Below are 26,382 nucleotides of genomic sequence, written 5' to 3'. Positions count from 1 at the left end.
CTGTTGTGGCAAGTGCTGGAGCTTGTTCGACTGTTTGTGACGGAGAGAGGTCGTCTTTCAGTTCTTCCTGGGGGAGGGAATCAAGTGGCTTCCAGAACGGTGATGTATGCGATGCCACTATTTCCGTCTCCGCTAAGTAATTCTTTTACAACAGCTTCAAGACCGATGTCTGGCATAAAGTTTCGTGCCGACGATGGGATGCCCCATCTAGATCACTTCAGGCGCATTTGATCGGGTTAAAACTGGCGTTTGTAATCCCGCTTCAGGGTTGCCAGAAAGGTTCCAGACTACACCTTCATTGTAATGAAGAACACCTGCCCGAGACTACGCGACGAGGCTGTCCAAGCGGCATGCAAGTGTCGGCTAGAAATGGTATTAAGGTTATTGCGCCGTCTGCTCTGAGATATCACAGTAGACGGCGTAATAACGGTACCTTAGTGTGAACGGAGGTTCGCGATTGCCTTTCCAGGATCCCAGGTGATCTGCACTCGGACGCTTCCGTTAGTTTGTCGTCCTGTCATGAATGCCGGAATGAGGAATCGTTCGACCTGCGAAAACAATTCAACATTCCAATCTCTTCCAATTGCATACCTTCCCAGGAAGAAGCCATCCGAGACGGTGCCGCCGTTGGTCAGATGCAAGGGACTGATCTTTTCCTGACGGTATCCGCCTTCGATGTGAGTCTTCGCAGAAACCCAATAGCCGAGACGTCCTTCGAAGCTCCGCGCATCTCTACCGGTAACATTCCCAAGTAGAAAGCCCTTGTTGGTGTTTCCATCGCGGTATTGGTTGTTGATGTAGATGCGGTGATTTCCCTCATCCTGCGAGAGTTCTTGGGTTGATGTCATCTCGAAGCGAAAATCCATATTGGGAATTCGTGGCAGTCGAGCGATATAGATGCCGGGTGCCCACGGATTTCTGCGAGGTGCAGCCAAAGGACTGAGATCATCATCCGCGTAGGAATCGGCGTAGATGGTTACAAAATTCGCAAGCCCTGGGACGTGCAAACGGAAATCAAATGCGCTTTTGCGGTCTCCCGGGTCGTTCCGTGCACCGTATCCTGTTGCACCTGTGGAGTTCGCGCTGAAGAAATTGTCTTTGAGTGAACCGAGGGTCATGGGGTGATTTACCCCCCAAAGGATGGACCATCGAGTAAAACTCATTTCGAGATTGCGACCAAAATTGAAGTTAATTTTCTGTCCGTTGAAATACGGTCGCGCGGGATAGTGGTGTCCAGAAAGTTTCCCGAAGACAAGATCGATACTGTAGGTTCCCAGAGAGGGAATGAACGGAAGGTCATGCGGGCGACTGGACATGAGGCGCAGATTGTATGTCGGTTCTGCATTGCTCGAAAACGACAGCGGTCCCATGATGTTTGGACCCCAATAGATTTCCTGTTTACCAAAGGACAGGTTGTATCCGCTAAAGGTCATGCCCGCATAGAGGTCGATCGGACGTTGTCGTACATAGGCTCCGATTGCCGGAGATGCAAGATTAAAGTCGGAAGGCCTGGAGCCAAAATTGTAATTGTCGATGTGATCGTAATAATCGGCCAATGATTGCGAGACCGCAGGTGCGCCAGGCGTGGTCTGCATCTCTTGCCGGACATGGAAGAAGTAGCGGCCGGAGGTAGCGCGCAAGGCATAGCCAGCGATCAGACTTCCCCCGCGGCCTAGGGGACGACCGTAATCATTCCACCAGGTCTGCCCGGTGTGAAAACCGTCTGTGAGCGCAGGTCCCATAATGGAACCATAGCGCGCGTAGACAGATTCCAGTACCACCTTGGATTGCGATTCCGGCTCGCGCAGGTAGTGCTCCAATTCTGGCAACATCGCTTCCGCCTCGGATTGCACGCTTGCGGAGACCGGATGGTCCATAGTGACAAATCCGTGCAGCGATTCCTCTGCCTCACGTACCTGCCTCCTGCACTCCTGGCGAGTCCATGGGCGGATGGCAACTTGCTGTGAGGGGATAAGTCCCATGGCGGCAAGCCGTTCCAGTGCTGGATAGACCCAGCTATCCATGGAAACTAGGGTTGAACCGGTATGGTCATTGTCCAGAGATTGATAGCTGGCGTCGTTTCCAGTACCTGATTGCGTTGCTACTGGATCGACAGAATTCGTTCCTGGCCCTGCTGGGGGCTCCATGGAGAGGAAGGAAAACCGAGGGACGGATGAAATTGCCGACGAAGATGGAGCGTTTGGGAGTTGCGCGACGGCCGCGGAACATGAGAGGAGAATCAGACAACCTGCAAAACGCGTCGACAAACTCAATGTACGATCACTCATCCGTGGATTCTCAAGTTCGCCGTCAATGCTGTAGCGCCCAGTGTTTTGTCTGCAGCCTTCCAAATGTTAACCAAGCCTGGTGAGGAGAAAGCCCGTGTGATTACCTACACGGGTCACAAAGACTTATGCCGTGCGCGGGGGGAAACGAACGAAGACGCACCACGCTGTCAACCTGATTGAGACAGGTTTGACAGCAGAGATACCCCACTACAAGAACGTTACTGAATGACATTGATTGCAGCGACGGCAAGGCCGAAGGCACTCAATATCTGAGAGTAATCAAGCAGGCGCTTGGTCAGGCTTGGCGCAATCGGCTTTTCCGGGATCACGATACTATCTCCAGGGTAGATCTGGCTTTCTTCAAAATGATTCGTGATGACCCCTTTCGCTCGTAGCCGGCTGTAGACGGAGCCATCCGCTCGAACAATGAACGCGTGGTCCTTATCGGCAATTCGATTGGGACCTCCTGCCAGCGCGAGATAGTCGGACACGTGTCGATTCTGTTTATAGAGCAGGACATTCTGTCCGTAGACGGCGCCAATTACGCTCACTGTATTAGGACGAGAAGGGACGTGGAATACGTCGCCATTCTCCAACGGAATATGTGGTACCACAACATTGCTCGAGCTATCAGGGGAAAACTCGAGAACAATACGTCCTGTTGCACGCAGCTCACGCAATTGCGAAACCAGATTGCGCTCCAGAGTCAGAGCATTGGGATCTGATACACCGGTGGATGTGGAAGCCCCGCGTACTGCGGTTTGGCGACTCATATCGGCAGAAAGTTGGGCGATGTAGTCATCCAGCCGCTGCTGTTGAAACGCACGCGTGCTTTCACGCTGAAAGCTGGATCCGTAGAGATAGGCGTTTGTTGTGAAACCACCGGCGCGTGTGACTAGTTCGTCGAGCGTTTCGCCCGGTTTTACGCTGTAGACACCTGCGCCAGGAAACTCTCCTTCCAAGCGTACAAACTTGGTTTGTTCCGCTTGGGGAACCAGGATGTCTCGCTGATTCAGAATCGTAACAATATCTCCTTGCTGCAGCTCCAGATTCTGGGTGGGGTCATGGTCCTGTACCAGCTTGCCAAGGTTGAATGGTACTAACTCCGCTTTCAGAGTTGTAGGATTCAGGCGTTCGATTACGGCATAAGACCAATCAATTTCGGGCGCCGGAAGACGGATAATGTTTTTCGAGAGTGTTGCAACGACGGGTTGCGGGGCTCGTTGTTGCTGTTGCAACTGCTGACTGTTCGTACCTGTTGGTAGATTCAGTTGCTGTCCAGCGGAGCCGGTACCCTGCTGTCCAAGAGGGGAGCTGTTCTGCACAGCAGAAGAGGGATTGAGGTTGGCCTGCCTCGAGCCAGCTTCCAGTGCGGCATTTCGATCCATCTGTGCGGCAGACTGCGAAATAACACCGCTTGCTGCCAACGTTCCCTGAGTCTGGTCTTCGCCTGTGGCATTCGGAGGCAATACGGTGGTGAGAGCGTTTCGCTGAGTTGTTTGTCCGGGGGGCGGTTCGATCACACCGTTTCGCATTTTGATTGAATCAGTGATCGAGCCCTGCGTGGCAGGGGGTGTATTGAACTCGTCGGGCTCAAACAGAGGAGTTGGTACTCCTAAACGATTCCGTTCGCGCCAGTAGTCACCCGTGAGCAGAGCCTCACGGTCCGGCAAAATGTCGCTCAGCCTCATTCCTGGCTTCCAGGCAAAACGCCCTGGGTTTGCCAAGTTGCCACGAATAGTTACGGTCCTCTCGAATCCGGATTCAATGTGGTTGGCGTAGAGAATGTCTCCGTCATGGAGCAGCATCGCCTTGCCTGCTGTGTCCAACGCGATCGTGACGGCGTGCCGCTGCAGATTCGAATCAATGCGCTCTAGACGCAGCTGGTTGGGATTGGCGGTTGGGCCGAGTCCACCAGCTACGGTCAGCAGATCGCTCAATGAACTGGCGACCTGTCCCGCGTTGTCTTCCTTTAGTTCATATACGGCTGGATGGCGCACGCTGCCTGCCAGTGCCACTTGTGGACCCACTGCAGGGATAAACAGCGTGTCTCCACTTTCTAACCTGATATCGCGGCTCTTATCCCCACGGAGGATGAGGTCGTAGAGGTCAAGCGTTGTAACTGTCTGTCCGCCGCGACGGACTTGAATATTACGCATGGAGCCGCCTACATTTGGCCCACCGGATGCGAAAAGCGCATTTAAAACGGTCGACAGGCCGCTGATCGTGTAAGCGCCTGGTCGGCGAGCCTCACCCACTACATAGATCTGAATGGAGCGGAGCCGCCCGAGGCTTACGGAGAGTTGATAATTACGAAAATAATGATCAATCTCTCTGGAAATACGAGCCTGTAATTCGCTAGCCCTGAGGCCCGAGACCTGGATTGCGCCCACACGGGGCAGATAAATCCTGCCTGACGTATCCACTGTGAGCTGGCTATTGTTGTTGACCTGGTCCACGCCGGTGATTCGAAGCAGTACCTCGTCCCCAGGGCCAATCACGTAATCGGGAGTCACAGGAATCTGGTCGGCCGGCGCAAATGTTGAAGGTGGTTGCTGAAACAGATCCCTTCCAAATACAGGTAGCGTCTGTCCAGTCGAAGAGCGAGCTAACTTCTGCAGGTCCGTGACAGGATCCGGGGGGAAGCGCAATTGGTTTCGCTCGTTGGGGATCGTACTACGCCTTTCACTCATTCCTGCCGAGTCCACATACACCTGCGTGGTGTCATTCTGGCGGGATGTAAGAGGGGTAGATTGCTGACTGTCCGATTGAGTCGATCCCTGATTGTTTGCAGAGGGCTGCTGGGAATCCTGGGTAGCTTGTGTTTGACACAACCCAGGAGCAGCAAAAAGGGAGCTATTGCAATCCTGGGCACAAATGTACTGTCCTGTCGCAACGACAAGAGCGGTGAGCATAAGTGGTCGAAGTAACGACCTTCGCTGACGGATGAAGAGGGAAATTCGATCGCGACGGCCAGAAGGTTCCACGTGCTGCTGCCCCATTTCTACGGATGATGCCGAACGTCTTTGGACATTCACAAAAGCGTTCTCCCCAGCCTATCACTACCTCTTGGCACGCCGAACGGTTGCTGGCGGGGCGGAATCGATGCAGGATTTAGCGGGGCGTGAATGGGGAATCGGGCCGACCGTGTGTCACGAGCCATCCGACACTGACCACCGTGCGGGTGCCTCGTCGTACGGTCCGATGGTCAATTCCACCGAGCGGTACGTCCGGTGGATCTCCGATAGAGGTCGGTGGCCCGTTTTAAGACTTGTTCGCCACCAAACTTTTGCAACAGAATCTTCGTCATGGTTTTCAGGTAGAAGAACCCCTCATTCCAGACATTGCGATATTCGACCTCGCGATTGACTCGTAACACCTCTTTCGCTCGCAGCCATGCATACTTCGGCTGTGTGCTGATACCGCCGAGTGGCGATGAGGTGACAACAACGTTCGCAAAGCGAGGCTCGTGTCTTAGCACACTGCGAATCACGAGCTTGCTGTCCGCGCAGATACGATACGACGTATCGAATGGAGTGTCTCCTGCAAGAAGCGCCCGACGGTGGAAGACTCCCTGGTGATGCGGGATCAGGGGACGCCCACCGCTCCATCGGCCTTTCGTTTCAGACCATGCTGCGTTTTCAATCTCTACGAGCCTTCCATCGAGGCTGACAATTGCGACCTGGCCATAGAGGATTTCGGCTTCCGGAGGAACGGCGGTCGCTGCCTTCGCGATTTCCTTTAAGACATTCTCGCTGTGGAGAACATCGCCAGCACCCAGAAATATGGTCCATTCACCGGTGAGTGTCTTGCTGCCCTTATTAAAGGCATCGTAGATGCCATTGTCTCGCTCACTGACCCAGTAATCGATGTCTTGCGAGTGTTCTTTAAGAACCTCAAGTGTTCCATCGGTTGAACCGCCGTCAATCACGATGTACTCAACGTTGCCATATGTCTGCTCACGAACACTGCGAAGCGTTTGCAGGAGAGAGTCTTTCGCATTGAACGTAACGGTTACGACAGAGATGGTCGGTTCCACCGGGTTCTTCCATGGAGAGATCCCAGTTAGTCTGCGCCCACCGCAGAAAGATATCGGCAATCTCTGAGCCTGATCAGAAGGCGCATTCATGGCTGCATCCTTGTGCGGCCTGCACCGAAGTCTATCCGGTCTTTATTCTCCACTAACTCCGTCACACGGTCCCATGCAAGCTGCATCTTTTGGTCGAACTCATGAAATTCCTGAATCTTCTCCTGTCCGGCTTTACTGATTTCCGCCGCTCGTGCAGATGAGTTGAGAATCAGAATGCAGGCATGGGCCAGCTCTTCTGCCGTTTCGCGTATGAGTGCATGTACCTCATTTTGGATACCAGTGCCTTCTGCACCGACATGCGTTGTTATCACCGGCAATCCCGCAGCCATGCATTCCAGCGTTTTAATCTTGATGCCGGCGCCGAGCCTTAAAGGAAGGAGAGCGGCAGTAACACTTGCCATCATTGCAGATACGTCATCAACGAATCCCACCACATGAACCCCTGCCGCGTTCTTGAGTGAGGGGGTAATGGTGTCACTGCCATGACCGGCAATATACAACCGGGCATCCGGGATTTTGCGCCGTATTCGAGGCAGAATCTCTTGGATGGCCCACGTGACCGCATCAACATTTTCCATGCGATTCATAGCCCCCCAGTACAGCAGCCTATTCTGCGGACGCGAACCTGTGGTGACAAGGTTTGTCCGAAGCGATTCAATCTTAGGATGAATATAAGTGGGTGGGTTTTTCGGTTGTGATTCGCGCAGGACGATATCGCGGTCCTTGCCACTAAGCGTTACAAGAAGGTCGGTTCTCTGAAATGCAGATCTCTCCCAGTGCCGCACGCGCTTTGTTTCGACTCGATATGCGAGGGTTCTTAAGGCGTTCTGCTCACTAGATGTCCGTCGCTCCCACATTTGCGAGTAGATATCGTGCAATGACCCTACTGTTACCGAACGAGGATCGCACAGAGGAAGGTACTGCAGCATCTGTCCGTGGTCCAAAATGACAACATCAAATAGGATGCTACGTTGAATCTCTTGGAAGGCCACCGCAAATGGCTCTGAGGACCGGGCAGCAATCAGTGTCGGTAGCGAGGGCGAACGAAGGAGTCCCTTGACCCGGTCTTTATTGGATACCGGAAATACTCTGCTGGATTTGAAGATGCTGCGTTGCGTGTCATCAAAGGTCTCCGCTTCCAGCGCCGTGGCGAATGAAAGCAAATGGACGTCGTGATTGCGCGCGAGCCATTCGCAAATGCCGTAACTGGTTCGTGACCCAGCCTGCCGCGCAGTCGAGCTTGGGAGATGGGCGCTTGCGAACAAAATCTTCATATCTTTAGCCCCCTGCACGCGAAGATGCAATTCGTAGTTTCTATGATGCGACGTGATGGACGGAACGACGAATTTGGGAAATTAGATCAGCGCGCGATCAAGAATTTCTGCATACTGTTTTGCAAAATGTTTTTGCCTCTCCGGAAATTCTTCGTGTGCACGTTGACGCATCGCACGGTCCTGTTCCGCGGAGAATGATTGCAATACAGCCTGCATGACGTTGGCCAATGACTCTGCATCGTTCACCGCAAAATAGTGTCCTAGCTTCGGAGCCTGTTCCTGATGAACAGGAATGTCTGAAAGGATGACGTGTTTCCCCATAGACTTTGACTCTTCGACGCTGGTGCTCCATCCCTCAAATTTTGAGGGGTTTAATAAGGCAACGCAGTCGCGCATAAGGCCAAGCAAATCATCAAATGGGATCTGCCCTAATACGCGGAACTGCTCGGTAACGTTCTGCTCCGCGACGTGAGCCATCAGGCTGTCGAAGAACTGTGGTCGACGGTCATCGTGTGTCGGGCCGGTTGCGAGTACAAGAATGCGTTCTCCGCGTTTCCTTAGGATGGCAAGCGCATCCACTACAACCTGGTGATTCTTGTGCTCCCAGAACTGGTTTGGCAGCAAGAAAAACGGTCCCGCAAATCCATATCGTTCTGCAATCTCTGCAGAAGAAGGTGAGTTAACACCAGAAATCGGACTTGCTACAAAACGAAGGCATTCGATCCGGCCAATGGACGACGAGTCGAACGCTTCAAGATCTTTCTGTGCGGAAAGGCTGCTCACAATAATCTTGTCGCTTGCACAGAGACCCTTCAGGTTGCGGTCGCGAAAGGCTCGTTCTTCCTCATCAAAAAACTGCGGAAGATGAACGTGCTGGAAATCAGGAATCCATGCCAAGGTGGGGAGGCCAACGGTGGCGTTGGCTTGCATGATGTGAGATAGCGCGACGACTGAGTGCCGACGAAGCAGTCGACCCAGTAGTATGTCTTTGCCCAGAGCAACAGAGATGGCTTTGCGGACTATCCAGGGTATGCTCTTGCGCGTGAGTAAAGGTGTTTGAACAACGGTCACGCCGGCGTAGTCGGTGGGCGAGATTGCGTTGTCGGTACCTGTGAAAACAATCGGAAGGTATGGTGTTCCTGGTATCGTCCGCATGGCCAGGAACAGGTTTTTCATATAGTTCTTGCCGCCATTCCAAAATCCCGCAGGAACCAGAAAAGCAATGTTACGTTGCGGGTTATTCTTGGACAGCATGTTCCGCCTTCCACCACTCCGCGTATGCTGTGATGCCATCGCGCCATTTTTTTGTGGGTTGCCAGTTCCATGCGCTTAGGCGGTCCATGGCGGCAATGTAGCGCATGGGGTCACCTATGCGTGCAGTCCCGGTAAAGCATGGTTGCGCCCCACACGCAAGAATGTTGCACAGACATGACACGATATCCCGGACCACGACGCCTTCTCCGGTGCCGCCGTTTACAACAGGACATTGCGAGGATGCAAAGCCCGATGCGTGGATCAGCAGGCTGGCTGCATCTTCGACATGCAGCCAATCGCGTGTCTCCTCGCCGGTGCCCATGAAACTGAAGTCACCTGCATGCAGCTTTTTGCAGGCATCCCATAGCAACTGTTTGCGTAATCCATTTCCATACACCGAGAACAAGCGAACGATGACAACCGGAAGGTTAAATTGACGTCCGTAGGATAAGACCATTTGTTCGGCCATGAGTTTGTGGATGCCATACTGCGAGATCGGCAGGATCGGGGATTCTTCCTGGATTGGCACGGTGGCCACCGTGCCATAGACGCTGGCGCTGGACGGATAGACGATGCGCGCCAAAGGTGCGTACAGGCGGGCATACTCCAGCACGTTGGCCGTTGCCGTTACGGTTCGCTCAAAGTCGGACAGCGGGTGATCAATCGAATACGCGACTGAGCCGCCACCTGCGCAATGGAAGATCAGCGAGGGCGTAATGTTCAATTCAACGAGTGCGTCGCGGTGAATGTCCTGTTCAGCCCAGCGACCGATGCCCCAGGCCTTCCACTCCGCTTCTTCCCATTTCCCATGACCGATGCCCACGACCTGGTAGCCAAGTGCGGAAAGTTCACGGCTGATGTGGCGACCAATGAAACCATTGGCACCGGTAACGAGAGCAGTATGGTGCAGGGTGTCTGGCATAAATCGGAATCTTTTTCATTCTATGCCAGCGACTCTCCAATTACGCGAGCCGGATTGCCGACCACAATAGTGTAGGGGGCCACATCCTTCGTGACAACGCTGGCCGCTCCAACAACCGCTCCCCGTCCAATCGTCACACCTTTCAGAATGGAGGCATTAAATCCGATCCAAGCATCATCCTCGATAACTATCGGGGCAGAGGGCACGTCGTGCAACTGCGTTGGATGGCCACCTGATGCAATTTGTCGGAAATGTTCGTGTCGCGCTCGGGCAGAAAGCGAATGAGAGTTGAAGTCATGAATATTGACATTGTGCGAGATCAAGACGCGGTCTCCGATAACGATCGAGTCAGCCGACCAGATCCGAGACCCTTCACTTACATAAGAGTCGCTGCCGATTCGAATGTGCCCACCATGTCCGAAGACATGCAGCTGTCCCGCAATTTGTGACCTCACCCCGATTGAAATGGCATTTGGGTTGTTCTGAGGATTATGAATGACGCTTGAAAGTGTCAGACGCGCATCTCCGGCGAGTACGCAAGCATTCTTATACCGCATTCGATGGAAAACGCTGGACAAGCGTGAGATAAAGCCGAAGAACTTCCCGGCAATTGAAGCCAATATCCTCATGATGGAGTCCTTCTTCGAGTCCATGACGCAGCATGTGCTGAGCGCTGTCTAGCGTAGAAATACTGAAGTTTCATCTCATATTCTGCATATGCGTTCGTTCCGGTGCTTATGTGTGCCGAGCCTCTTCGGGAATTTCTCGCAAAATACGGGCGGGGTTTCCAGCCGCGATAGTCCAGGGAGGAATGCTGCGAGTTACGACGCTTCCAGCACCCACCACCGCACCTTCGCCAATTTCTACACCTTTTAAGATGATAACGTTCAAGCCAATCCAACTCTTGTTTCCTATCCGCACTGGCCGGATTGGAACATGAGCCCATGATTTAAGGCCGTTGTAATGATCTACGACATCGCGGGAACGTTCGCTCCAGGCGATTGAATGCGAGTTGTGATCGACAATGTTGCATCCCCAGGAGATAAGCACATCACTGCCGACTTCGATGCGTTCTGCTGCCGCGATCGTCGAGCTTCCGATGAAGGTATTTTCGCCGATTATGATCGAGGCGCCTTCGCGTTCCGCTACGAGAGTACCCTCCACTATGCTGCCGGAACCTATATGCAATGTGCTGGCTGCATTGAATCGGATGCCGCGAAAGTTAACCTTTGCACCGGGATGGATCACGATGTTTGGAAGCGCAAGCACCTTGCGCCTAGCTTGGGATTGCAATATCCGCTTTGCTAAATCGAACATCTAAAGTCGCTTCCTAACAGCTTGAAGTCAGCCTACTAAGTTCACTCCGGTCCACTCTCGTATTTAGAGTGCCAGCTACGCAGAAAACAGTGCGTAGCGAAAACGGTTCCTAATGCGTTGCAGAAAACCTTGCCGGTACAGCGACAGAAAACGACGGTCGAGGCTTCGCATTGGCACGAAGTCGAGCGGGTGGATGAGAGGAAACTCAAGCTCAGTGGTTTTCTGAATGAGTCGCTCATCTTCACTCTGAGTGTGTGTGGCGCCCACCCCAAAACCTATGTTTGTAACTTGATTCACTCGAGGCATCGCGATAAGTGAATTATTTTTCAAGCACGAGAATATCCACTGGTAGTCCCAGGTGTTGGGCGCGTTTTCCTTTGCATACATGGTGTCGAACACGTCTGTCCAATATGCTATGACGTTGTTATCACTGAAGATTTCATGGAGTTTCTTCCCTGCCTTAAATCGAGGCCAGTCGTTGAGGTCGCGATCATAACGCTGCCACATCTCTTTCCAGGTTGCCCAGCCCCAAATGCCGCCTAACTGAGAGAAGTAATAGCTCTCAGATGTTGTGACGTAATTTTGCACGAGGTTTGTTCCCGAAATTGCCGCAATGCGATTATCGTGGCGATATCGCTCAAGCAATTCCTGACAAAATGGAAAGAAGGATTGGGCAGGAAGGCAATCATCTTCCAGGATGATTGCTTCTTCCACCAAGGAGAAGACCCAATCCAAACCGCTGATAATCCTCTCCTGGCAGCCCAGATTGCTGTCGGAAAAGTTGGTTTTCACATCACACTGCCAGTCCACCTCGTTGACAATGGAACGCACCTGTTCGCATGCTTCCGCTTCGCCAACTTTTGTTAAACGTGGCCCATCCGCAACCAGCAGCAACGTGCGTGGTCGTGCCTGTGCAACTGCACGGAAGACTCTTTGCGTGGTTGCAGGCCGATTGAAAACGAACATTACGACAGGAGTTTCAAGAGGCCTTGACTGCATAGAGACGCGGTACCAGTGCTAAGGATTTGGTCGCGGTTTTGAGGCGCATGGCATTGCATCAGCCTGTAGAACGACCCGTGGCTTGCGTTAGTATACAGTCTGCGGAAGACTTGCCCGTGCCTATCCGCGGCGTCTGTCAGGGTTCCAGCGCAGCGTAGAAGGGTGTTTCGTTTGACCATGCAGGCGTTTCGTGCAAAGCTTTCGGACAAGTTCGACAAACTCAGCCCAGGTCTTCGCAAAGTCACCGGAAACATGGGTTGGCTGTTCATTGACCGTATTGTGCGGATGGGCATGGGACTTGTGGTCGGGGTGTGGACCGCACGATATCTCGGTCCCGGCGACTTCGGGATTTTCAACTTCGGTATTGCGTTTGTAGCGCTCTTTGCAACGGCTACAACTCTCGGGCTGGAATCCATTATTGTTCGGGAGTTGTTGGAGAAGCCAGAACATGCCCGCGAGATTCTCGGAACATCAATTGTTCTGAGGGCCCTTTCGGGGCTGCTATCCATGTTCTTAGTGGTGGGAGCTGTCAAACTTCTGCAACCTCAAGATCATCTGGCCATTTTGATTGTGGCTATCCTGTCTCCCCAGCTCTTATTTCAAGCTTTTGACACCATTGACTCCTTCTTCCAGTCTGAGGTGCGGTCAAAAATAACCGTTTGGGCAAAGAACGGTGCGTTCCTGATCTGTGCTGGTGTGAAGGTCATCCTCATCCTCCTGCATGCCCCACTATGGGCGTTCGCTGTCGCCACTTCGGGAGAGTTCGGGCTGGGGGCTGTGGGGTTAGTGATAGGGTACCGCGTAGCCGGTGGTCATCTCGCGCAATGGAAGGTAAGCCGTGCACGGGCCAAAGCGCTCATTCAACAGAGCTGGCCGATCATATTTTCAGCAATGGCCATCATGGTATACATGCGCCTAGACATGATCATGCTGAAAGTGATGAAGGGTGACGCTGCTGTCGGCTTGTATTCAGCTGCCACTCGGATTTCCGAGGTCTGGTATTTCATCCCTGCGGCCGTTGTCTCATCCGTGCAACCGTCTATCATTCGCGTCAAGAACGATCCTGTCCTGTTCTATGAACGACAACGTAAGCTGTTCTCTCTGATGACGGTCACCGCTTGTTTGATCGGTTCGGTCGTGGCGTTGCTATCCAACACCATTGTCAGGTTGTTATATTCCCACAGCTACGCCGGTGCAGGGCCTGTCCTTGCTGCACACGTCTGGGCGTCCGTATTCGTCTTTCTCGGGGTGGCCCAATCACCCTGGAACATAGCGCACAATCTTTTGAAGCAGTCCCTGTATCACACCATTGCGGGGGCCGTGATCAACGTGGTTATGAACCTGTATCTTATTCCACGGTATTCCGTGATGGGGGCCGCGCTGGCCACGGTTGTTTCTTATGCCATCTCCAGCGTCTTCGCCAATGCCTTCAGTGCCAGCATGCGTCCAATTTTCTATATGCAGATGCGGTCGTTTCTTCCGACACGTTTCTGGAAGCATGACATTCCTGGCTGATGGACAGAACCATTTGCTGTGTGCCCAAGTGAACATGTTTCGCTTATAGAATGAAATCTCCTTCGCCAAGACATGGCACGTCTACAAACAACCCCTATGAAAACAAATCGCTTCCATCACGAAATATGGTTTGAGAGATTGTTTCTCGGGTTTTTGTTGCTGTCGCCACTGAACAACTCATTTGAAGTCGGGGCCATGATGGTGGGATTGTTACTGCCAGTCGATGGCGTCGCGCCGTGGGCTGTGGCACTCACTCCTGCATATCTTAAAGTCTTCAAGGATGTTTTTCTTGTCGGGGCTCTGCTACTGCTCGCACATGCGTGGCTACGTGATTCGAAGCTTCGCCGCATGTTTTCCCGAGGACCTTTCGTACTGCTGAATATTTTCGTCGTACTTATCCTTTTTCAGTCAGCAGTATCGATATTCTGGCTCCCTTTGGAAGTTGTTCTCATGGGAGTTCGCGGGTATTGGGTTCTAGGACTCGTTTACGCCGGAGCTGCATTCCATCATTTTTCCAGAAGGTTAATCAATAAGGCGTTCGTTGCGCTTTTCGTGCTGCAAATTGTGCTTCAGGTGTGGCAGTACGCTCTTGATCTCGGATATGCCGTGTATGCCGAACATCGGTCTCCCGGCATGTTTATTGTCCCGGCTACCGCGGGGTTTTTCGCACTGGTTATCTATGCCGTTGCTATTGATATGGACAGCACACTGTTGAAAGTCGGTGCATTGGCGTCATTATTGCTGTCTAATAGCTCCTCTGCCCGGCTGGTCTTCATTGTGTATTACATGTTTGCTTATCGCAACAAGATGAAGCCGCGGTTTATTGCATATCCGATCTATGCTTCGATTGTCGCCTTGATCGGGTTAGCTGTTGCGTTGAATCTTGGGGCCATCACCGGCCGTGGCGAAGGCGCTACTGAGTCGGCAAGCTCGCGCATAGGTATCATCGCTGATGTTTCATCGAATGTCGGAACGCTGATCTTCGGAAAAGGTATGGGCATCGCAACCTCGCAGGCCTTCATCTCGGGGCAGGATGGCGCCATCATTGCCGACAACACCTATGTAGGTCTTATCTATAACGCGGGAATAGTACCCGCCATCATCATGCTTGCCTTCATACTTACGACGTATCGATACTTCCGCAACAAAATGCTATTTTTCACTTTGATTGCTTATTCGGCAACAACAGTGATCTTCGAGATTAATCCGGTGGTCCAGATACTTCTTATCTTCCTTGGAGCTGACATTGGGAAAGCGATGAGCAATCCCGCGGAGATAACGGCGCCAGCACTAAGATCTGGTCTATCGGGACTTCCTGAGCGGGTTTAAAGCTACTCTCTCAAGCTGTTGGAGTAGAGCGGAAGCGTGAGCGAAGTTCCTCCATCTGATTGGTTGTCAGAAATAGAATGCGAAATACTCCTATCATCAAACCCACCATCATTCCTACTGCGATGAGCGCCATCCGTGGCGGGAATGACTTCATATCTGGGAGCTTGGCACGGTCCAGCACCTGAACTATCGTGCCTTCCTTTGCTTCCTCTAACCTGGCAGCTTCGTATTGTCGAGCAAGCATTTCAAACAAGGTCTCGTGATACTTAACTTCACGTTCTTTTCGAACAACCTCAAGAGCAACTTCAGGCACTTTTGCTGTTGGAAGTGCTCCCTCCTCACCAGAACCTGATTGCATCGAGTGCAGCTGTGCCTCAAGATTCGCAATTTGGCTTTTTAAGCGGACCACATCCACATTCTGCTCGGTGGATGTCTGTCGCAGAGCAGCTAGTTCCACCTGACGAGCAGCAATCTGTGACCGCGTCTCAGCAATGGTTCGCAATTGCAGCGTAGTTTGGCCTGCAGGTTGGAGAACGCCTGTCGCTTCCTGACTGCGTTTCAGGTCGACCTCGGCGTCAGCTAGTGCATTTTTCTCTGACTTCAGTTGCCGCTCAAAGAACAACCGTCGTTGCGCCGCCGACGTGATTGCCATCTGAGAGTTTGCGGCATCCAAGGCATCTAGGTATCCATTTGCCAGATCACGAGCACGCTCTGGCTTAGAATCAGTTACCTTGATGTAAACAATATTCTGCTTCGTATCTAGCTTCACGGATGTCTTACTCAGAAGACGCGTTTCCGCCTGGCTCATCTTCTTCGTGTGATAAACGTCGGTCAGTTGAAACTTGTTGATCAAACTGTCCAAGACAAGTTTGCTCTGCAGAATGCCCGCATACATTTCTCCGGGTGTCTTAACGCCCGATAGAAGTGAGCTCCCACCCCCGAGTCCAATCTGACTGGTTAGCGCCATTAGGCTTGATCCACTGCCTGACTCGGGTGGAATAAACGAAGCTTCGGCTGTAAATGAAAGAGGCAGAAGATACGCAACCACCCCTGTGACAAGACCAAGCACGAGCATATATTTGATTAGGACTCGTCGACCGGTCCACAGTCTTGCGGCTGTTGCCAAAAGGTCTATAGCTCCATCGTCTGCTGGTCGCTCTGTCACAGTGGGTTCAGTCTTCTCATTCTCTGGATCCGATGTCATAGCCGTTGTTTGCTCGCGCTCCGTTGTTTCTGATATTGGGACGGTCCGCTGTTGGCGACCGCTGTTGAATTGAGAGCCGTCCGTAAGTTTACTCGACGTGATAACAGAGCATGCTGCAATCCTCTCCTGCGGACTTCTCGTCCTCAATAGACGGCACCGCTTGCGGAGTGGAAACCACTTCAAAATTACTTTCAGGCAGCGAGCGAGGGAGTCTGTAGCGATATCGGTGCCATCATTGCTCGGCTGGTTTCTTTCCCTGCTATGTGCTTTCCTCCGCGATAGTTCCTGATCTAGTGGAGGAGATTTAGCTACCTTGCTTACTTCAGGTGCAGGGAAGAGGAAGATCGCAATCTTGGTGAAAAAATCTGTGAAGGTGTTCAAAAAATGCTGTGTCACCCGACCGTGCAAAGACCTCAGTCTGTTCCATACTGATTGTTCTGTCGTAGCGAATTGGTCGATGCGGCCCACGATGAGTTGTCGCGAGAAGGCCTAAAGGTAGGAATTGTTCTAGTGTGCTCATGGGTAACAGCGGCATGCCGGAGCCTCGGTTGAGGTCTCTTGAGCTCATTTATTCTGATGATTCGGGGATTGCTACTAAGCAGCGGATCGTAGGGCATTTTAGATGCCTGAATAGTTGGTGGACCTGATCGGGATCGAACCGATGACCTCTTCCATGCCATGGAAGCGCGCTCCCAGCTGCGCCACAGGCCCACTGGTTCTTAGAATACCGTGATTCCGCGATTCCGTAAACCTTACAGCCATGTCAGAGGCCACCCGTTGCAAGGTGGCCTCTGAGTTCTTTCTAGCGCCAGTAACCCTCGCGCCAGACCCATCCACGCGGTGTGCTGATCCATCGTCCGGCGACCCAGATCACGCCCGGACGAGGCGGGGCCATGTAGCTGCCAGGAACCCACACGTATCGTCCACCGCCCCAGCGGTAATAGCCGCCATGCCAAGCCCATCCTGGACGTGTCGGAGGAGGGCGACGTTCCATCGGCGGTGGCGGTGGGCCCATCCGCGGTCCAGGAGGTGGCGGGCCGTAACGGGGTTGCGCATCGACAACCACAGGGGCGAGTGCTGTTCCCAGCAGTATGGCTGTAAGTCCGATTCCGGTAAATTTCGTCATTTGTAAATCAACCTCTTTGCTGACCAATGCCTAGGTCGCCATCGTGTTCGGATAGACACGGCTACCTTATTTCAGGTTGCTGTCCCAAAAGAGAAATCTTTCTGGCGTATTGTGAAAATCTTTCTTGCAGGACGGGAACAAAGCCTGCGGCACCCGGTGTCTATACGTTCAGAGTGAGCGAGAGCACTCTTTCATCCGCCGGCGGATGAGCCGTTTTCTTCACCTCGGGAATGTGCCATTGCAAGGAAATGCACTGGGGCCGTACCTTAAAAGGAGCAGTAAAGATGAACGGGGCAGCGGTGATGGATCCGGTTACCGGCACGATCGGTGGATTTTCCAAGGCGGGCGGCATGACGGCCTCGCGTCCGGAACTGCCCGTGGAAGAAGTAGCCCTGGTGGCTGCTTTGCAGGCGGGATCTGAGGATGCCTTTCGCCAACTCATTTCACAATTCAGTGGCCCGTTGTATTCGCTGTTGCTGCGTTCGCTAGCCGACCCGGCAGATGCCGCAGACGTCACGCAGGACGTGTTCATCAAGATTTTTCGTTCCGTTGGCAGCTTCCACGGCGACAGCAGTCTTCGCACATGGATTTATCGCATCGCCATGCACGAAGCGTCGAACAGTCGCCGCTGGTGGGTGCGCCATAAGAAGGCCGAAGTCACGATTGACGGCGACAGCAACGAAGACGATGGTGAATTGAATTTCTCTCTGCGAGATACGCTTGCGGACCATCGTGAATCGCCTTTTGAGAGTGCGCGGCAATCGCAACTTCGTTCCGTGGTGGAAGCTGCGCTGCGCGAGGTTCCGGAAAGTTTTCGAACCGTCGTTATCCTGCGCGAGATCGAAGGCATGGCTTACGACGAGATTGCAGAGATTCTGAATATCCACATCGGGACGGTGAAGAGCAGGCTGATGCGTGGTCGCGCAGCTTTGCGAACGAGCCTGGGCGCACGCCTTCCCGAATTTGCACAAGTCGCGCCCAAAAAGATGCCGCAGGCAGCAGCGAAAGCCTCCTCTGCGACATCCAAGGAGGCACGATGAGTTTTTCGTCCAAAGATTTGGAGCACCTGTTGGGGCGTCTTCATGAAGATGAGTCGCAACAGGAGGAATTTGGTTTTGAGCGTTCGCTGACGGATAACGCCTTGCGTACGCTTGCTCCGGCTCAGCCACCGCGCGATCTTTCGTTGCGCATCCGCGTCGCTCTCTCCAAGGAACGCGTGCGCGCACAACATAATTGGCTGCATCGGGTGAAGGAACGTGTGGAGTTGTTCCTGGAGAACACGTTGCGGCCTATGGCCGTGCAGGCTGGCGTCGCAACTGTGGCGTTGGTATCGATTACAGGCGGCGCTCTCATGTTGAGCGCTCCGCAACAGGCTGTGGAAGCAAACGACGAACCCCTGGCTGGCTTCTCTGCACCGCGTTATCTGTATTCGCCTTCGGGAGAATTTCCGCTCGCCAGCGTGAATGAAGCGCCGCTTATCGTGAAGGCAATGGTGGATTCCACTGGCCGCGTGTATGACTACCAGGTACTGTCAGGCGCGTTGGATTCCAATGCTTTAGAGGCGTTGCGTCAACGCATGCTGACTGGTGTCTTCCAGCCTGCACGTGTCTTTGACCATCCGGTCCGGGGCAGCGTGCTGCTCACCTTTGGCGATGTTGTGGTGCGTGGCTGATTAGTGCGCGGGTTTGACCACCTTTCGCCAGCAGCCTAGACTCAGCCTCTGGTACACCTTTCGCTGAGGTCCGTCGAACATCCGTGCGACTTTTTTCCCGTTCCGTCCTTTCTCTCGTAGCACTCCTGGTGTTGTTGCCCGTGCATGCGCAGAAATCGTCCTCGTCTTCGTCTTCCACCGGTGAGCAGGTGGAAGAGCAGCCGTCTTCCACGGTGATTCCGCGTCGCGGTGTGGAGCAGGCAGGCTCTGCTGTTTCGCTGGAAACCAGCGAGACTATGTTCACAATGGCGGCCGCGCTGAACTCCTGCGGCTATGACAACGGACTGGAAAGCTCTTTGCCGGTGCGCGCGGAGATTCGTGCGGAGGTGAGTTCCGCACTGGATCGTTCCGTTGATGTCCGTGAAAGCCAGATCGCACTCTGCAAATACATTGCGAGCCACTCGCAGGGCGGTGCGCAAAACCTGGCGCAATACGTGTCTCTGGCATTGTTCCTGTCGCCTCCGCCCGACCTCACGTTGTCAGTGAGCGAAGGTGATCTTTCGCCCGATGCAGGACAGGTCGTTGGTGTGTTGCCGCTGTTGAAGGACTTTGCGCAGAAGGTGGATCTGCACCTCATCTTCGTGCGTCACCATGCCCAATATGAAGCGGCTGCCGCTCAGGCGCACGACAGCATGACGCGTCTCCTCCTGGAGACGAATTCGTACCTGCACCAGCCGGTCAGCATTTATGACGGGCGCCGCTTTCTCGTTCTGCTCGAACCCATGCTCAGCCCGCAGGCAGTCAATGCCCGTGTGTATGGTTCTGACTATTTCATCGTGACGTCACCGACGAGCATTGATGAAAACACGCCGACCAAGTCGTCGTACGGCTCACGTTTGTCTATCGGATCCCATGCAGGTGGGTTGCAGATGGAACAGGTGAAGCACATCTATCTGCTCTACCAGGTTGATCCGCTCATTTATGCGCGTGCGCAGGCGACGAACCGTCTTTTGCCGATTCTGAAGGTGGTTCAGGATGCGCCCATTGACTTCAATTACAAGAACGACATTGTTGCATTCACCACCGAGTGTCTTGTGAAGGCCATTGAAGCACGTTTGATGGATGTTGGCTTTGACAAGCCTCGCAAGCCGGGAACGGTAAAAGCACGGATCGATATTGGTGATTACAACCAGGCGTTGATCGACTATGACCGTCGTGCCGAAGCCGTGCGTCGTAAGCAGGTGGTGCTCGACATGGAGTCTGGATGGGTTCTTACAGGCTCGTTCTATGACTCGTTGATGAAGGAAGACAAGGACGGCATTACGCTTCGGGATAGCATCGCCGAGATGGTCTACGGTATGGATGTGCCGCATGAAGCGGCTGCAGCGAAGAAGATTCCGTTCTTCGCGCCAGACAGTAACAACCTTGTTGCAGGAGCGGGCGTCACGCGCGCACGCGCTCCCAAGCGCACGCTCTCGGTGATGGATCAGGCCGAGCTGAAATTGCAGAAGGGTGACAAGCTGGGCGCGGAGGAAATTGCAGAGAAGCAGCTCGCGGCCAATCCCTCAGATGCAGAAGCGCAATACATGCTGGCGCGTTTGAAGTTGCTGCAAGGCGAGCCGCAGGAGGCGTTCGACCGTTTCCAGAAGATCGTGGTTTCCGCCAAGGATCCGCGCACCGTTGCATGGTCACATGTGTACCTGGGCCGTTTGTATGACGCACAACAGAATCCGGATCGTTCGAAGGCCGTTGCGGAATATAAGTCAGCGATGAATACCCCGGGAGCGCAGGCGGATGTGCGTGCGGCTGCCGAGCAGGGAATCAAGCAGCCGTTTGCGGCCCCGAAGCGCACCATCCAGGACAGTGATCAGCGGCCCAGCGCGGATGATGAGGAGCTTGATCCCACAGGTAAGAAGCAGAAGGAAAGCTACAGTCCCAACGAAGAGAAGGCACCTCAACCGCGTTGATCTAAAGGCAGAGAGATGAAGTTAGGAAACCTACTTACCGAATCGCGCAATCCCGCATCGGAAAACATCGACATCGTCTCGACCGAAGAGATGCTCGCCATCATGAATCGCGAAGACGCGACGGTGATTCAACGCGTCAATGAAGTGTTGCCGCAGATTGCACAAGCAGTCGACGCGATCTTTGAGCGTGTTTCGGAAGGCGGCCGACTTTTTTATATGGGTGCCGGCACCAGTGGGCGGTTGGGAGTACTGGATGCCAGCGAGTGTCCTCCTACGTATGGGGTGCCTCGCGACATGGTGGTGGGCATCATTGCGGGTGGTGAACCGGCGTTGCGTGTTAGCCAGGAAGGCGCGGAAGATAGCCGCGAGCAGGGCAGCGCGGACCTGTTGCTGAATGGGTTCAACCAGTCGCCGGGACTCGATGTGCTAGTGGGCATTGCTGCGAGTGGACGTACGCCGTATGTGTTGGGTGCTATGGAGACGGCGCGGAATCATGGCTGCCTGACGATTGGTCTGTCATGCGTTCCGGGATCACCCGTGGAGCAGGCGGCGGACATCGCTATCTCGCCTGCGACTGGTGCTGAGGTTGTGACAGGTTCTACACGCATGAAGGCAGGCACAGCGACCAAGCTGGTGCTGAACATGCTCTCTACCGGCCTGATGATCAAGCTGGGCTACGTCTACGGCAACCTGATGACGAATGTGCAGACCACCAATATCAAGCTGGTGGATCGCGCCGAACGCATTATCAGCGCTGCAACCGGCATTCCGCAGGAGCAGGCAGCGGAGTTGCTGAAGCAGGCGGGGAGTGTGCGCGTGGCGATCGTGATGCAGAAGCGTGGCTTCTCTCGCGCGGATGCAGAAGCGGCATTGGAAGCCTCCGGTCAGAGCATTCGCCGCGCGTTGCAGTAGCCAAATCGCGAGAAACCCTTAAAACTCCAGTAAAATTGAGGGATGCAGCACGACGCTCCCCCCACCCACCCTAAAGCACACCTTGGCTTCCTCGGCCTCTGTTGCGGCGTGGGCGTGTCAACCATCTACCTTTGCCAGCCACTGCTCCCTGAGATGGGGGCCACGTTCGGGGCCAATGCCGCTGCGGCGGGGCAGGTGGGTGTGGCTACGCAGGTGGGGTATGCCATTGGCATGCTCACGGTGACGCCGCTGGGCGACATCCGCGAGCGGCGGGGGATGATCCAGCGGATGTTCGGGCTGGTGGCGGTGGCGCTGCTGCTGCAGGCCTGTGCGCCGTCGCTGCCGCTGCTTCTGCTACTGAGTGCTACGTCAGGGTTCATGGCGTGCGTGACGCATCTGGTGCTGCCCATTGCGCCGGATCTGGCGGCTCCTGAGGAGCGTGGCAAGGCCATTGGTGCGGTGATGACTGGCTTGCTGAGTGGCGTTCTGCTGGGACGTACGTTTGCCGGATGGTTGTCTGAGGGCGCGGCACACCTGACGCATCGCGTGGCAAGCTGGCGCGTGGTGTTTGCCGTGGCAGCGCTGGTGTCTGCGGCGCTGGTACCGCTGGTTGGCCGCATGATGCCGGAGCTTCCACCGAAGAGCACGTTGACTTATCCGCAGGCGATGCGGTCGCTGTGGGAGCTGCTGCGTGAGGAGCCGTTGCTCCGTGAGAGTTGCTGGATGGGCGCGCTGTGCTTCGGTGCATTCTCCGCTTTCTGGAACACGTTTGCGTTCGTGATGGAATCGCACGGATTGGGCGCGGCTGTGACCGGGAGCTTTGGGTTGGTGGCTACGGCGGGGGCGTTGGGGGCCAGCGTGTGGGGCCGGATGGCGGACCGCAAGGGACCGCGGCATGTGCTGTCCATCGGCGTGGCGCTGATGGCCGCTGCCTACCTGAGCATGTACCTCGTGGAACGTTATGCCGTCCGTGCGCAGGCTGCGGGACATCTGCATGTGATCCTGTACCTGCTGTCGCTCGGGTTTGCCGTCATCTGGATGGATGTGGGCATGCAGGGCATGCAGATTGGCAACCAGGCCCGTAACTTCGCCCTGCGACCTGAGGCGCGTGCCCGGCTGAACACCATCTACATGACCGCGTACTTCGTCGGTGGTTCCATTGCGTCGGCCTTTTCGCCGGTGCTTTGGCAGCACTTTGGCGCTGCCGGCATCACCACGCTGGAGTTCGTGGTGATCGTGTTGGCGGTACTGCGGCATGTCACTGGCAAACCGATCGTGGCCAGCGCAGAGACCGCGCCTTACACGGTTGCCGAATAGCACCACGGCGGGCATCTCCTGCGCGTGGGGCGGCTTCTTACCTCTGCACAGGAGGGCACCACGATGAGCTTCTCTGGCAGACTTGCACTTCCCCTGATGGCAGTGGCGCTGATGGCGCCAGTAGCCATTCACGCGCAGAGTTCCGGGTCGAACACGTCGGGCTCCACTAATGCAGGATCCACCGCATCCAGTACGGGCACTTCCGCAACGGCTCCCCAGCCGAAACAGACCGGAAAGCGCCACGGAACGGCAACATCCACCGGCACGCCGCAATCCACCAGCACACCACAGTCCAACAGCACGGCACACCCTAACAGCATGGACGTACCCGAGACGCCTGCCGGTGATAAGCCGGTGGTTGATCCAGTGAACCCGAGTTCCAGCCCGGAACCGCCGGTTCCAACCACTTCTGGACCGCCGCCCGCACCGACGACTCCACCTACGAACCAGCCGCAACCACCGCAGAAGTAACGGAGAAGGGGATCGCAGACGCGATCCCCTTTCTCATGTGCAATCTGTGGTGAACCAGGCAGGACTCGAACCTGCGACCCTCTGCTTAGAAGGCAGATGCTCTATCCAGCTGAGCTACTGGTTCTTCCGGTTTTCAGCATATCGTGCGCTGAACGAGATGAGAACTTTTCAGTTTGTACCGGGAGGGTACCCCTCCCCCCTGTTTTTCTAAAATCGTCTATCTATTGGGCTTACGGCGCGGGTGGCTGTAAAATCGTCTGCCCATTGGGGTTAGGGGCAAAATTATCTTTCTAAAGGAGTTACTGGTATCGGGTTCCGACTTAGTAACTCAACCTGCGTGGTGCCTGTTTCTATTTTAGAGCTTTCAGCGAAATACCATGCCAACTTTATTTGCTTTGGTTTGTTGAAGTTGAGTGGTTTTGGGGCTTGACAGGATTCTGGCTTGCCGGGGATTTCTGTTCTTTGAAGTCGAGTAGGATGGGTTTGCATTTTTGTTTTGCATCCCCTATTTCTCTAGCCATTCTTCTTTGAAGGAAACGAGATCTATGAGCTTTCGTCGGCTTTCTTTCGCCTTGTTGTTTGCTATTGGTTTGTTCGCGCCAGTGGTGTGGTCACAGACCTTGATCCGCGTGTATGTGCAGGCGGGTAGCGGTGATTTTGCTGCGAATGGGGCGAGTGATTCCGCGCTGGATCTACGGAAGGCGTTGCTCGGCAAGTCGCAGACTTTGACGGTTGTCGATTCTGCAGCCGATGCCGATGTGGTGGCTCGCGTGGATTCTCGCAACGTCCGTAAAGAGACGTCTGCGATGAACACCTATTCCAATAAGAGCGACGATGGTAAGTCCACAACGAAGACGACCGTTCCAACTGTCCAGACGATCAATGAACTGCATGTGACGTTGCTGGTGGGGAATTCTGAGATTCCAATGCAGTCGGAGTCGTCGCTTTCGTGGAGGCTGGCTGCGAGCAATATGGCTTCGAGCATTGACCACTGGACGAAGGAAAACTCAGCCAAGCTGATGGGGCGTCGTGGTGCCGCTTCTGCTTCACCGGCACCTGCCGCCGCGGCTGCGCCGGGGCCTGTTGCTACGCAGGATGCCTCCATTGCGCCGGGTATGACTGAGGCGGATGTTTTGAAGGCGCTGGGTGCTCCGGACAAGAAGGTCAATTTTGGTCCGAAGTCCCAGTGGAGTTATCGCGGGATGCAGGTGGTGTTTGAGGATGGCAAGGTTACGGATGTGAAGTTCTAGTACTTCGTACCGTTCTCGACGCTACGCGTGGTCGCACTTCGTGCGATGGCAGATTTGTGGCAGGCAGGATAGGGCGGGCCTTTGGCCCTTGGGGTTCGTGGGGCGGGGCTACCTAGGCCTTCGGCCTAGGCTAATATCTGGTCGCGCCTTTGGCGCCTAGTGCGCCGGTTCCCCGTGCATCTACTCACGCCTCTAGCGCTTCGTTCGTTGGTACCTCATACATGCCTGTCGTTGTTTTCGGCGTTGATGGCTTCCAGAGAAATTGCAGTGAGGGATGGGAATGCAGGTCCTTCGGCTGCGCTTCGCTCCGTTCAGGATGACGGCCTTTCGACCATTTGAGCTTCGCTGGTGGACGAACTTCGTTCGTTTGAGCATCGCTTTCCGGACCTGCTGTTTTGTTCTTAGTTTTCGGTGGGTTTGGTGATGTTGTCGAAGACCAGGTTGGGTACGGGTTCGCGCACGGATTCGAGTTTGAGGCCGAGTTGTTCCTGGACGGCGGTGAGGATGTCCGGGAAGGTGTCGGGGTCGTGAGCGGACCATTCGCGGCCGATTTGCAGGGTGTAGTTGTAATAGCCTGCGAGGCCGGTTTTATCCATTACGGGCGCTTCCATCATGGTGCTGAGCACGCTGGTGATGGCCTGCATGTTGGCGTTGGTGCCTACGAATTCCAATCCATGACGCGAGGGGTGCGCCTGCGTATCGACGGGCGGGACGCGAGGCTTTTCACCGTCGGCTGAGGGCGCTGGTGTCGGTATGGGTGTCATCTTCAGGCCGCCTTTGGCGACGACGAGATGGAAGATGGCGCTGCTGCGCGTTTCAATGTGGGACTTGAGGTTCATCCGGTCCGCGAGGAGCAGGCGGATGGCATGGCGCTTTTCGAGACGCACTTCGTTGACAGGGAGTTTGGCGAGGCGTGCGTCGGCGGCTTCGTCAGAGCGTGCGTGGATGTCGTAGAAGCTGTTGTTGACCCAGTCTGGTGCGTTGACGAAGGGAGCGTCGTAGCCGTAGGCGATCTGCAGCAAGGTGCGGACGGGGAGGTTGGTCGCGTCGAAGCGGCTGGAGTCGCGTGGGCTGGTTACGGAGACGCGGAAGTTGGCTCCCGGTGGCGGTGCGACGCGGATGGTGGCTACGTCGAAGGTGAGCGTCGGTTTGTAATCCGGTTCTTCAGTGATGGGTGTTTGTGCGAGGGCGGAGAGGGTGGAGACACAGGCGAGGAGAACGAAGAGTCGCTGAGCGAAGCGGAGCATGCGTTTGAAACTCCTTGATGTGGATGATACGGACAGCGGCTCGGGGTGGTTCCTGTGGACGCGTGAAAAGACCGGGATACCTGCTTGTTTTGCCTGTTGCGTGACGGTCGTCACAGTGCTTTCATGTTTGGTCTGCGATAGTGATTTTCGTAGTTGCGCGAAGATCGAACAAAAGAACCCGGACCAATTTGGACGGAATTTACAAGCCGGATGCCTGTGCGAGAGGGTAGATGTTGTGGTCTGGTGCAG

The 26,382-nt window shown here is 54.6% G+C and carries 20 protein-coding genes, 2 tRNA genes and 1 pseudogene; 9 read left to right on the top strand and 14 right to left on the bottom strand.

Annotation, left to right across the window (positions count from 1 at the left end):
• Window positions 1-434: 434 nt before the first annotated feature.
• The 9 genes and pseudogenes from M504_RS09410 to M504_RS09370 form a co-directional block, all read right to left on the bottom strand.
• Window positions 435-2,147 carry a capsule assembly Wzi family protein gene (locus M504_RS09410; protein WP_232296225.1) on the bottom strand — a complete coding sequence of 571 codons (1,713 nt, stop codon included), beginning with the start codon at window positions 2,145-2,147 and terminating at the stop codon, window positions 435-437.
• Between the two features lie 359 nt (window positions 2,148-2,506).
• Window positions 2,507-4,981: an SLBB domain-containing protein gene (locus tag M504_RS09405; protein WP_232296224.1), complete on the bottom strand. Its 2,475-nt coding sequence runs from the start codon at window positions 4,979-4,981 to the stop codon at window positions 2,507-2,509.
• Window positions 4,982-5,496: 515 nt separating this feature from the next.
• Entirely contained in the window at window positions 5,497-6,327 is an 831-nt protein-coding gene (locus M504_RS21265; RefSeq protein ID WP_052200575.1) for a glycosyltransferase family 2 protein, read from the bottom strand.
• Between the two features lie 86 nt (window positions 6,328-6,413).
• Window positions 6,414-7,652, bottom strand: a complete 1,239-nt coding sequence (locus M504_RS09395; protein WP_047490509.1) for a glycosyltransferase — start codon at window positions 7,650-7,652, stop codon at window positions 6,414-6,416.
• 81 nt (window positions 7,653-7,733) lie between these two features.
• Window positions 7,734-8,906, bottom strand: a complete 1,173-nt coding sequence (locus tag M504_RS09390; RefSeq protein ID WP_047490507.1) for a glycosyltransferase — start codon at window positions 8,904-8,906, stop codon at window positions 7,734-7,736.
• Window positions 8,890-9,828, bottom strand: a complete 939-nt coding sequence (locus tag M504_RS09385; protein WP_047490505.1) for an NAD(P)-dependent oxidoreductase — start codon at window positions 9,826-9,828, stop codon at window positions 8,890-8,892. The genes M504_RS09390 and M504_RS09385 overlap by 17 nt, the downstream gene beginning before the upstream one ends.
• 38 nt (window positions 9,829-9,866) lie before the next feature.
• Window positions 9,867-10,016 (bottom strand): annotated as a pseudogene (locus M504_RS22725) (DapH/DapD/GlmU-related protein); the annotation flags it as partial.
• A 547-nt stretch (window positions 10,017-10,563) separates the two neighbouring features.
• Window positions 10,564-11,145 carry a DapH/DapD/GlmU-related protein gene (locus M504_RS22660; RefSeq protein ID WP_084214243.1) on the bottom strand — a complete coding sequence of 194 codons (582 nt, stop codon included), beginning with the start codon at window positions 11,143-11,145 and terminating at the stop codon, window positions 10,564-10,566.
• Between the two features lie 75 nt (window positions 11,146-11,220).
• Window positions 11,221-12,111: a hypothetical protein gene (locus tag M504_RS09370; protein ID WP_052200574.1), complete on the bottom strand. Its 891-nt coding sequence runs from the start codon at window positions 12,109-12,111 to the stop codon at window positions 11,221-11,223.
• A gap of 195 nt (window positions 12,112-12,306) precedes the next feature.
• Here M504_RS09370 and M504_RS09365 point away from each other — a divergent pair, with 195 nt between their 5' ends.
• The gene (locus tag M504_RS09365; RefSeq protein WP_198137562.1) at window positions 12,307-13,659 is read left to right on the top strand and encodes a flippase; all 1,353 of its coding nucleotides are present in this window, start codon (window positions 12,307-12,309) and stop codon (window positions 13,657-13,659) included.
• Between the two features lie 96 nt (window positions 13,660-13,755).
• The gene (locus tag M504_RS09360; protein WP_156993654.1) at window positions 13,756-14,988 is read left to right on the top strand and encodes a hypothetical protein; all 1,233 of its coding nucleotides are present in this window, start codon (window positions 13,756-13,758) and stop codon (window positions 14,986-14,988) included.
• 10 nt (window positions 14,989-14,998) lie between these two features.
• On the opposite strand, the gene M504_RS09355 is transcribed toward M504_RS09360, so the two are convergent.
• The 3 genes from M504_RS09355 to M504_RS21785 all read right to left on the bottom strand — a co-directional run bounded on the left by M504_RS09355 (window position 14,999) and on the right by M504_RS21785 (window position 17,318).
• Window positions 14,999-16,192 (bottom strand): GNVR domain-containing protein, encoded by a 1,194-nt coding sequence (locus tag M504_RS09355; protein ID WP_084214242.1) that lies wholly within the window; start codon window positions 16,190-16,192, stop codon window positions 14,999-15,001.
• 635 nt (window positions 16,193-16,827) lie between these two features.
• Window positions 16,828-16,903, bottom strand: a tRNA-Ala gene (locus M504_RS09350).
• A gap of 91 nt (window positions 16,904-16,994) precedes the next feature.
• Window positions 16,995-17,318 (bottom strand): YXWGXW repeat-containing protein, encoded by a 324-nt coding sequence (locus M504_RS21785; protein ID WP_084214241.1) that lies wholly within the window; start codon window positions 17,316-17,318, stop codon window positions 16,995-16,997.
• A 284-nt stretch (window positions 17,319-17,602) separates the two neighbouring features.
• On the opposite strand from M504_RS21785, the gene M504_RS09345 reads away from it, so the two are divergent.
• The 6 genes from M504_RS09345 (at window position 17,603) to M504_RS09320 (ending at window position 23,636) form a co-directional block, all read left to right on the top strand.
• Window positions 17,603-18,358, top strand: coding sequence for a sigma-70 family RNA polymerase sigma factor (locus tag M504_RS09345; protein ID WP_047490492.1), 756 nt, complete (start codon window positions 17,603-17,605; stop codon window positions 18,356-18,358).
• Window positions 18,355-18,990 carry an energy transducer TonB gene (locus tag M504_RS09340; protein WP_052200571.1) on the top strand — a complete coding sequence of 212 codons (636 nt, stop codon included), beginning with the start codon at window positions 18,355-18,357 and terminating at the stop codon, window positions 18,988-18,990. The genes M504_RS09345 and M504_RS09340 overlap by 4 nt, the downstream gene beginning before the upstream one ends.
• A gap of 83 nt (window positions 18,991-19,073) precedes the next feature.
• Window positions 19,074-20,936 carry a lipopolysaccharide assembly protein LapB gene (locus M504_RS09335; RefSeq protein ID WP_047490489.1) on the top strand — a complete coding sequence of 621 codons (1,863 nt, stop codon included), beginning with the start codon at window positions 19,074-19,076 and terminating at the stop codon, window positions 20,934-20,936.
• Between the two features lie 15 nt (window positions 20,937-20,951).
• Window positions 20,952-21,848 (top strand): N-acetylmuramic acid 6-phosphate etherase, encoded by an 897-nt coding sequence (gene murQ / locus M504_RS09330; protein ID WP_047490486.1) that lies wholly within the window; start codon window positions 20,952-20,954, stop codon window positions 21,846-21,848.
• Window positions 21,849-21,890: 42 nt separating this feature from the next.
• Window positions 21,891-23,165 (top strand): MFS transporter, encoded by a 1,275-nt coding sequence (locus M504_RS09325; RefSeq protein WP_052200570.1) that lies wholly within the window; start codon window positions 21,891-21,893, stop codon window positions 23,163-23,165.
• 63 nt (window positions 23,166-23,228) lie between these two features.
• Entirely contained in the window at window positions 23,229-23,636 is a 408-nt protein-coding gene (locus M504_RS09320) for a hypothetical protein (RefSeq protein WP_047490484.1), read from the top strand.
• Between the two features lie 47 nt (window positions 23,637-23,683).
• On the opposite strand, the gene M504_RS09315 is transcribed toward M504_RS09320, so the two are convergent.
• Window positions 23,684-23,760, bottom strand: a tRNA-Arg gene (locus M504_RS09315).
• A 421-nt stretch (window positions 23,761-24,181) separates the two neighbouring features.
• On the opposite strand from M504_RS09315, the gene M504_RS09310 reads away from it, so the two are divergent.
• The gene (locus M504_RS09310) at window positions 24,182-24,886 is read left to right on the top strand and encodes a hypothetical protein (protein ID WP_047490481.1); all 705 of its coding nucleotides are present in this window, start codon (window positions 24,182-24,184) and stop codon (window positions 24,884-24,886) included.
• Between the two features lie 401 nt (window positions 24,887-25,287).
• Here the strand turns inward: M504_RS09310 and M504_RS09305 are convergent, their stop codons facing one another.
• Window positions 25,288-26,133: a TIGR03435 family protein gene (locus M504_RS09305; protein WP_047490478.1), complete on the bottom strand. Its 846-nt coding sequence runs from the start codon at window positions 26,131-26,133 to the stop codon at window positions 25,288-25,290.
• Window positions 26,134-26,382 lie beyond the last annotated feature (249 nt).

The sequence above is a fragment of the Terriglobus sp. TAA 43 genome (assembly GCF_000800015.1).
GTDB lineage: Bacteria > Acidobacteriota > Terriglobia > Terriglobales > Acidobacteriaceae > Terriglobus.
Note: the sequence above shows the minus strand (reverse complement) of the source record. Positions and strands in the feature narration are given on the sequence as shown.

Excerpts from the sequence above, each read along its gene's own strand:
- M504_RS09410 (WP_232296225.1), bottom strand. The coding sequence starts at position 2,147 with ATGGAGCCCCCAGCAGGGCCAGGAACGAATTCTGTCGATCCAGTAGCA.
- M504_RS21785 (WP_084214241.1), bottom strand. The coding sequence starts at position 17,318 with ATGACGAAATTTACCGGAATCGGACTTACAGCCATACTGCTGGGAACA.
- M504_RS09340 (WP_052200571.1), top strand. The coding sequence starts at position 18,355 with ATGAGTTTTTCGTCCAAAGATTTGGAGCACCTGTTGGGGCGTCTTCAT.
- M504_RS09390 (WP_047490507.1), bottom strand. The coding sequence starts at position 8,906 with ATGCTGTCCAAGAATAACCCGCAACGTAACATTGCTTTTCTGGTTCCT.
- M504_RS22660 (WP_084214243.1), bottom strand. The coding sequence starts at position 11,145 with ATGTTCGATTTAGCAAAGCGGATATTGCAATCCCAAGCTAGGCGCAAG.
- M504_RS09405 (WP_232296224.1), bottom strand. The coding sequence starts at position 4,981 with ATGAGTGAAAGGCGTAGTACGATCCCCAACGAGCGAAACCAATTGCGC.
- M504_RS09325 (WP_052200570.1), top strand. The coding sequence starts at position 21,891 with ATGCAGCACGACGCTCCCCCCACCCACCCTAAAGCACACCTTGGCTTC.
- M504_RS09395 (WP_047490509.1), bottom strand. The coding sequence starts at position 7,652 with ATGAAGATTTTGTTCGCAAGCGCCCATCTCCCAAGCTCGACTGCGCGG.
- M504_RS09370 (WP_052200574.1), bottom strand. The coding sequence starts at position 12,111 with ATGTTCGTTTTCAATCGGCCTGCAACCACGCAAAGAGTCTTCCGTGCA.
- M504_RS09320 (WP_047490484.1), top strand. The coding sequence starts at position 23,229 with ATGAGCTTCTCTGGCAGACTTGCACTTCCCCTGATGGCAGTGGCGCTG.
- M504_RS09345 (WP_047490492.1), top strand. The coding sequence starts at position 17,603 with ATGAACGGGGCAGCGGTGATGGATCCGGTTACCGGCACGATCGGTGGA.
- M504_RS09310 (WP_047490481.1), top strand. The coding sequence starts at position 24,182 with ATGAGCTTTCGTCGGCTTTCTTTCGCCTTGTTGTTTGCTATTGGTTTG.
- M504_RS09355 (WP_084214242.1), bottom strand. The coding sequence starts at position 16,192 with ATGACATCGGATCCAGAGAATGAGAAGACTGAACCCACTGTGACAGAG.
- murQ (WP_047490486.1), top strand. The coding sequence starts at position 20,952 with ATGAAGTTAGGAAACCTACTTACCGAATCGCGCAATCCCGCATCGGAA.
- M504_RS09360 (WP_156993654.1), top strand. The coding sequence starts at position 13,756 with ATGAAAACAAATCGCTTCCATCACGAAATATGGTTTGAGAGATTGTTT.
- M504_RS09305 (WP_047490478.1), bottom strand. The coding sequence starts at position 26,133 with ATGCTCCGCTTCGCTCAGCGACTCTTCGTTCTCCTCGCCTGTGTCTCC.
- M504_RS09385 (WP_047490505.1), bottom strand. The coding sequence starts at position 9,828 with ATGCCAGACACCCTGCACCATACTGCTCTCGTTACCGGTGCCAATGGT.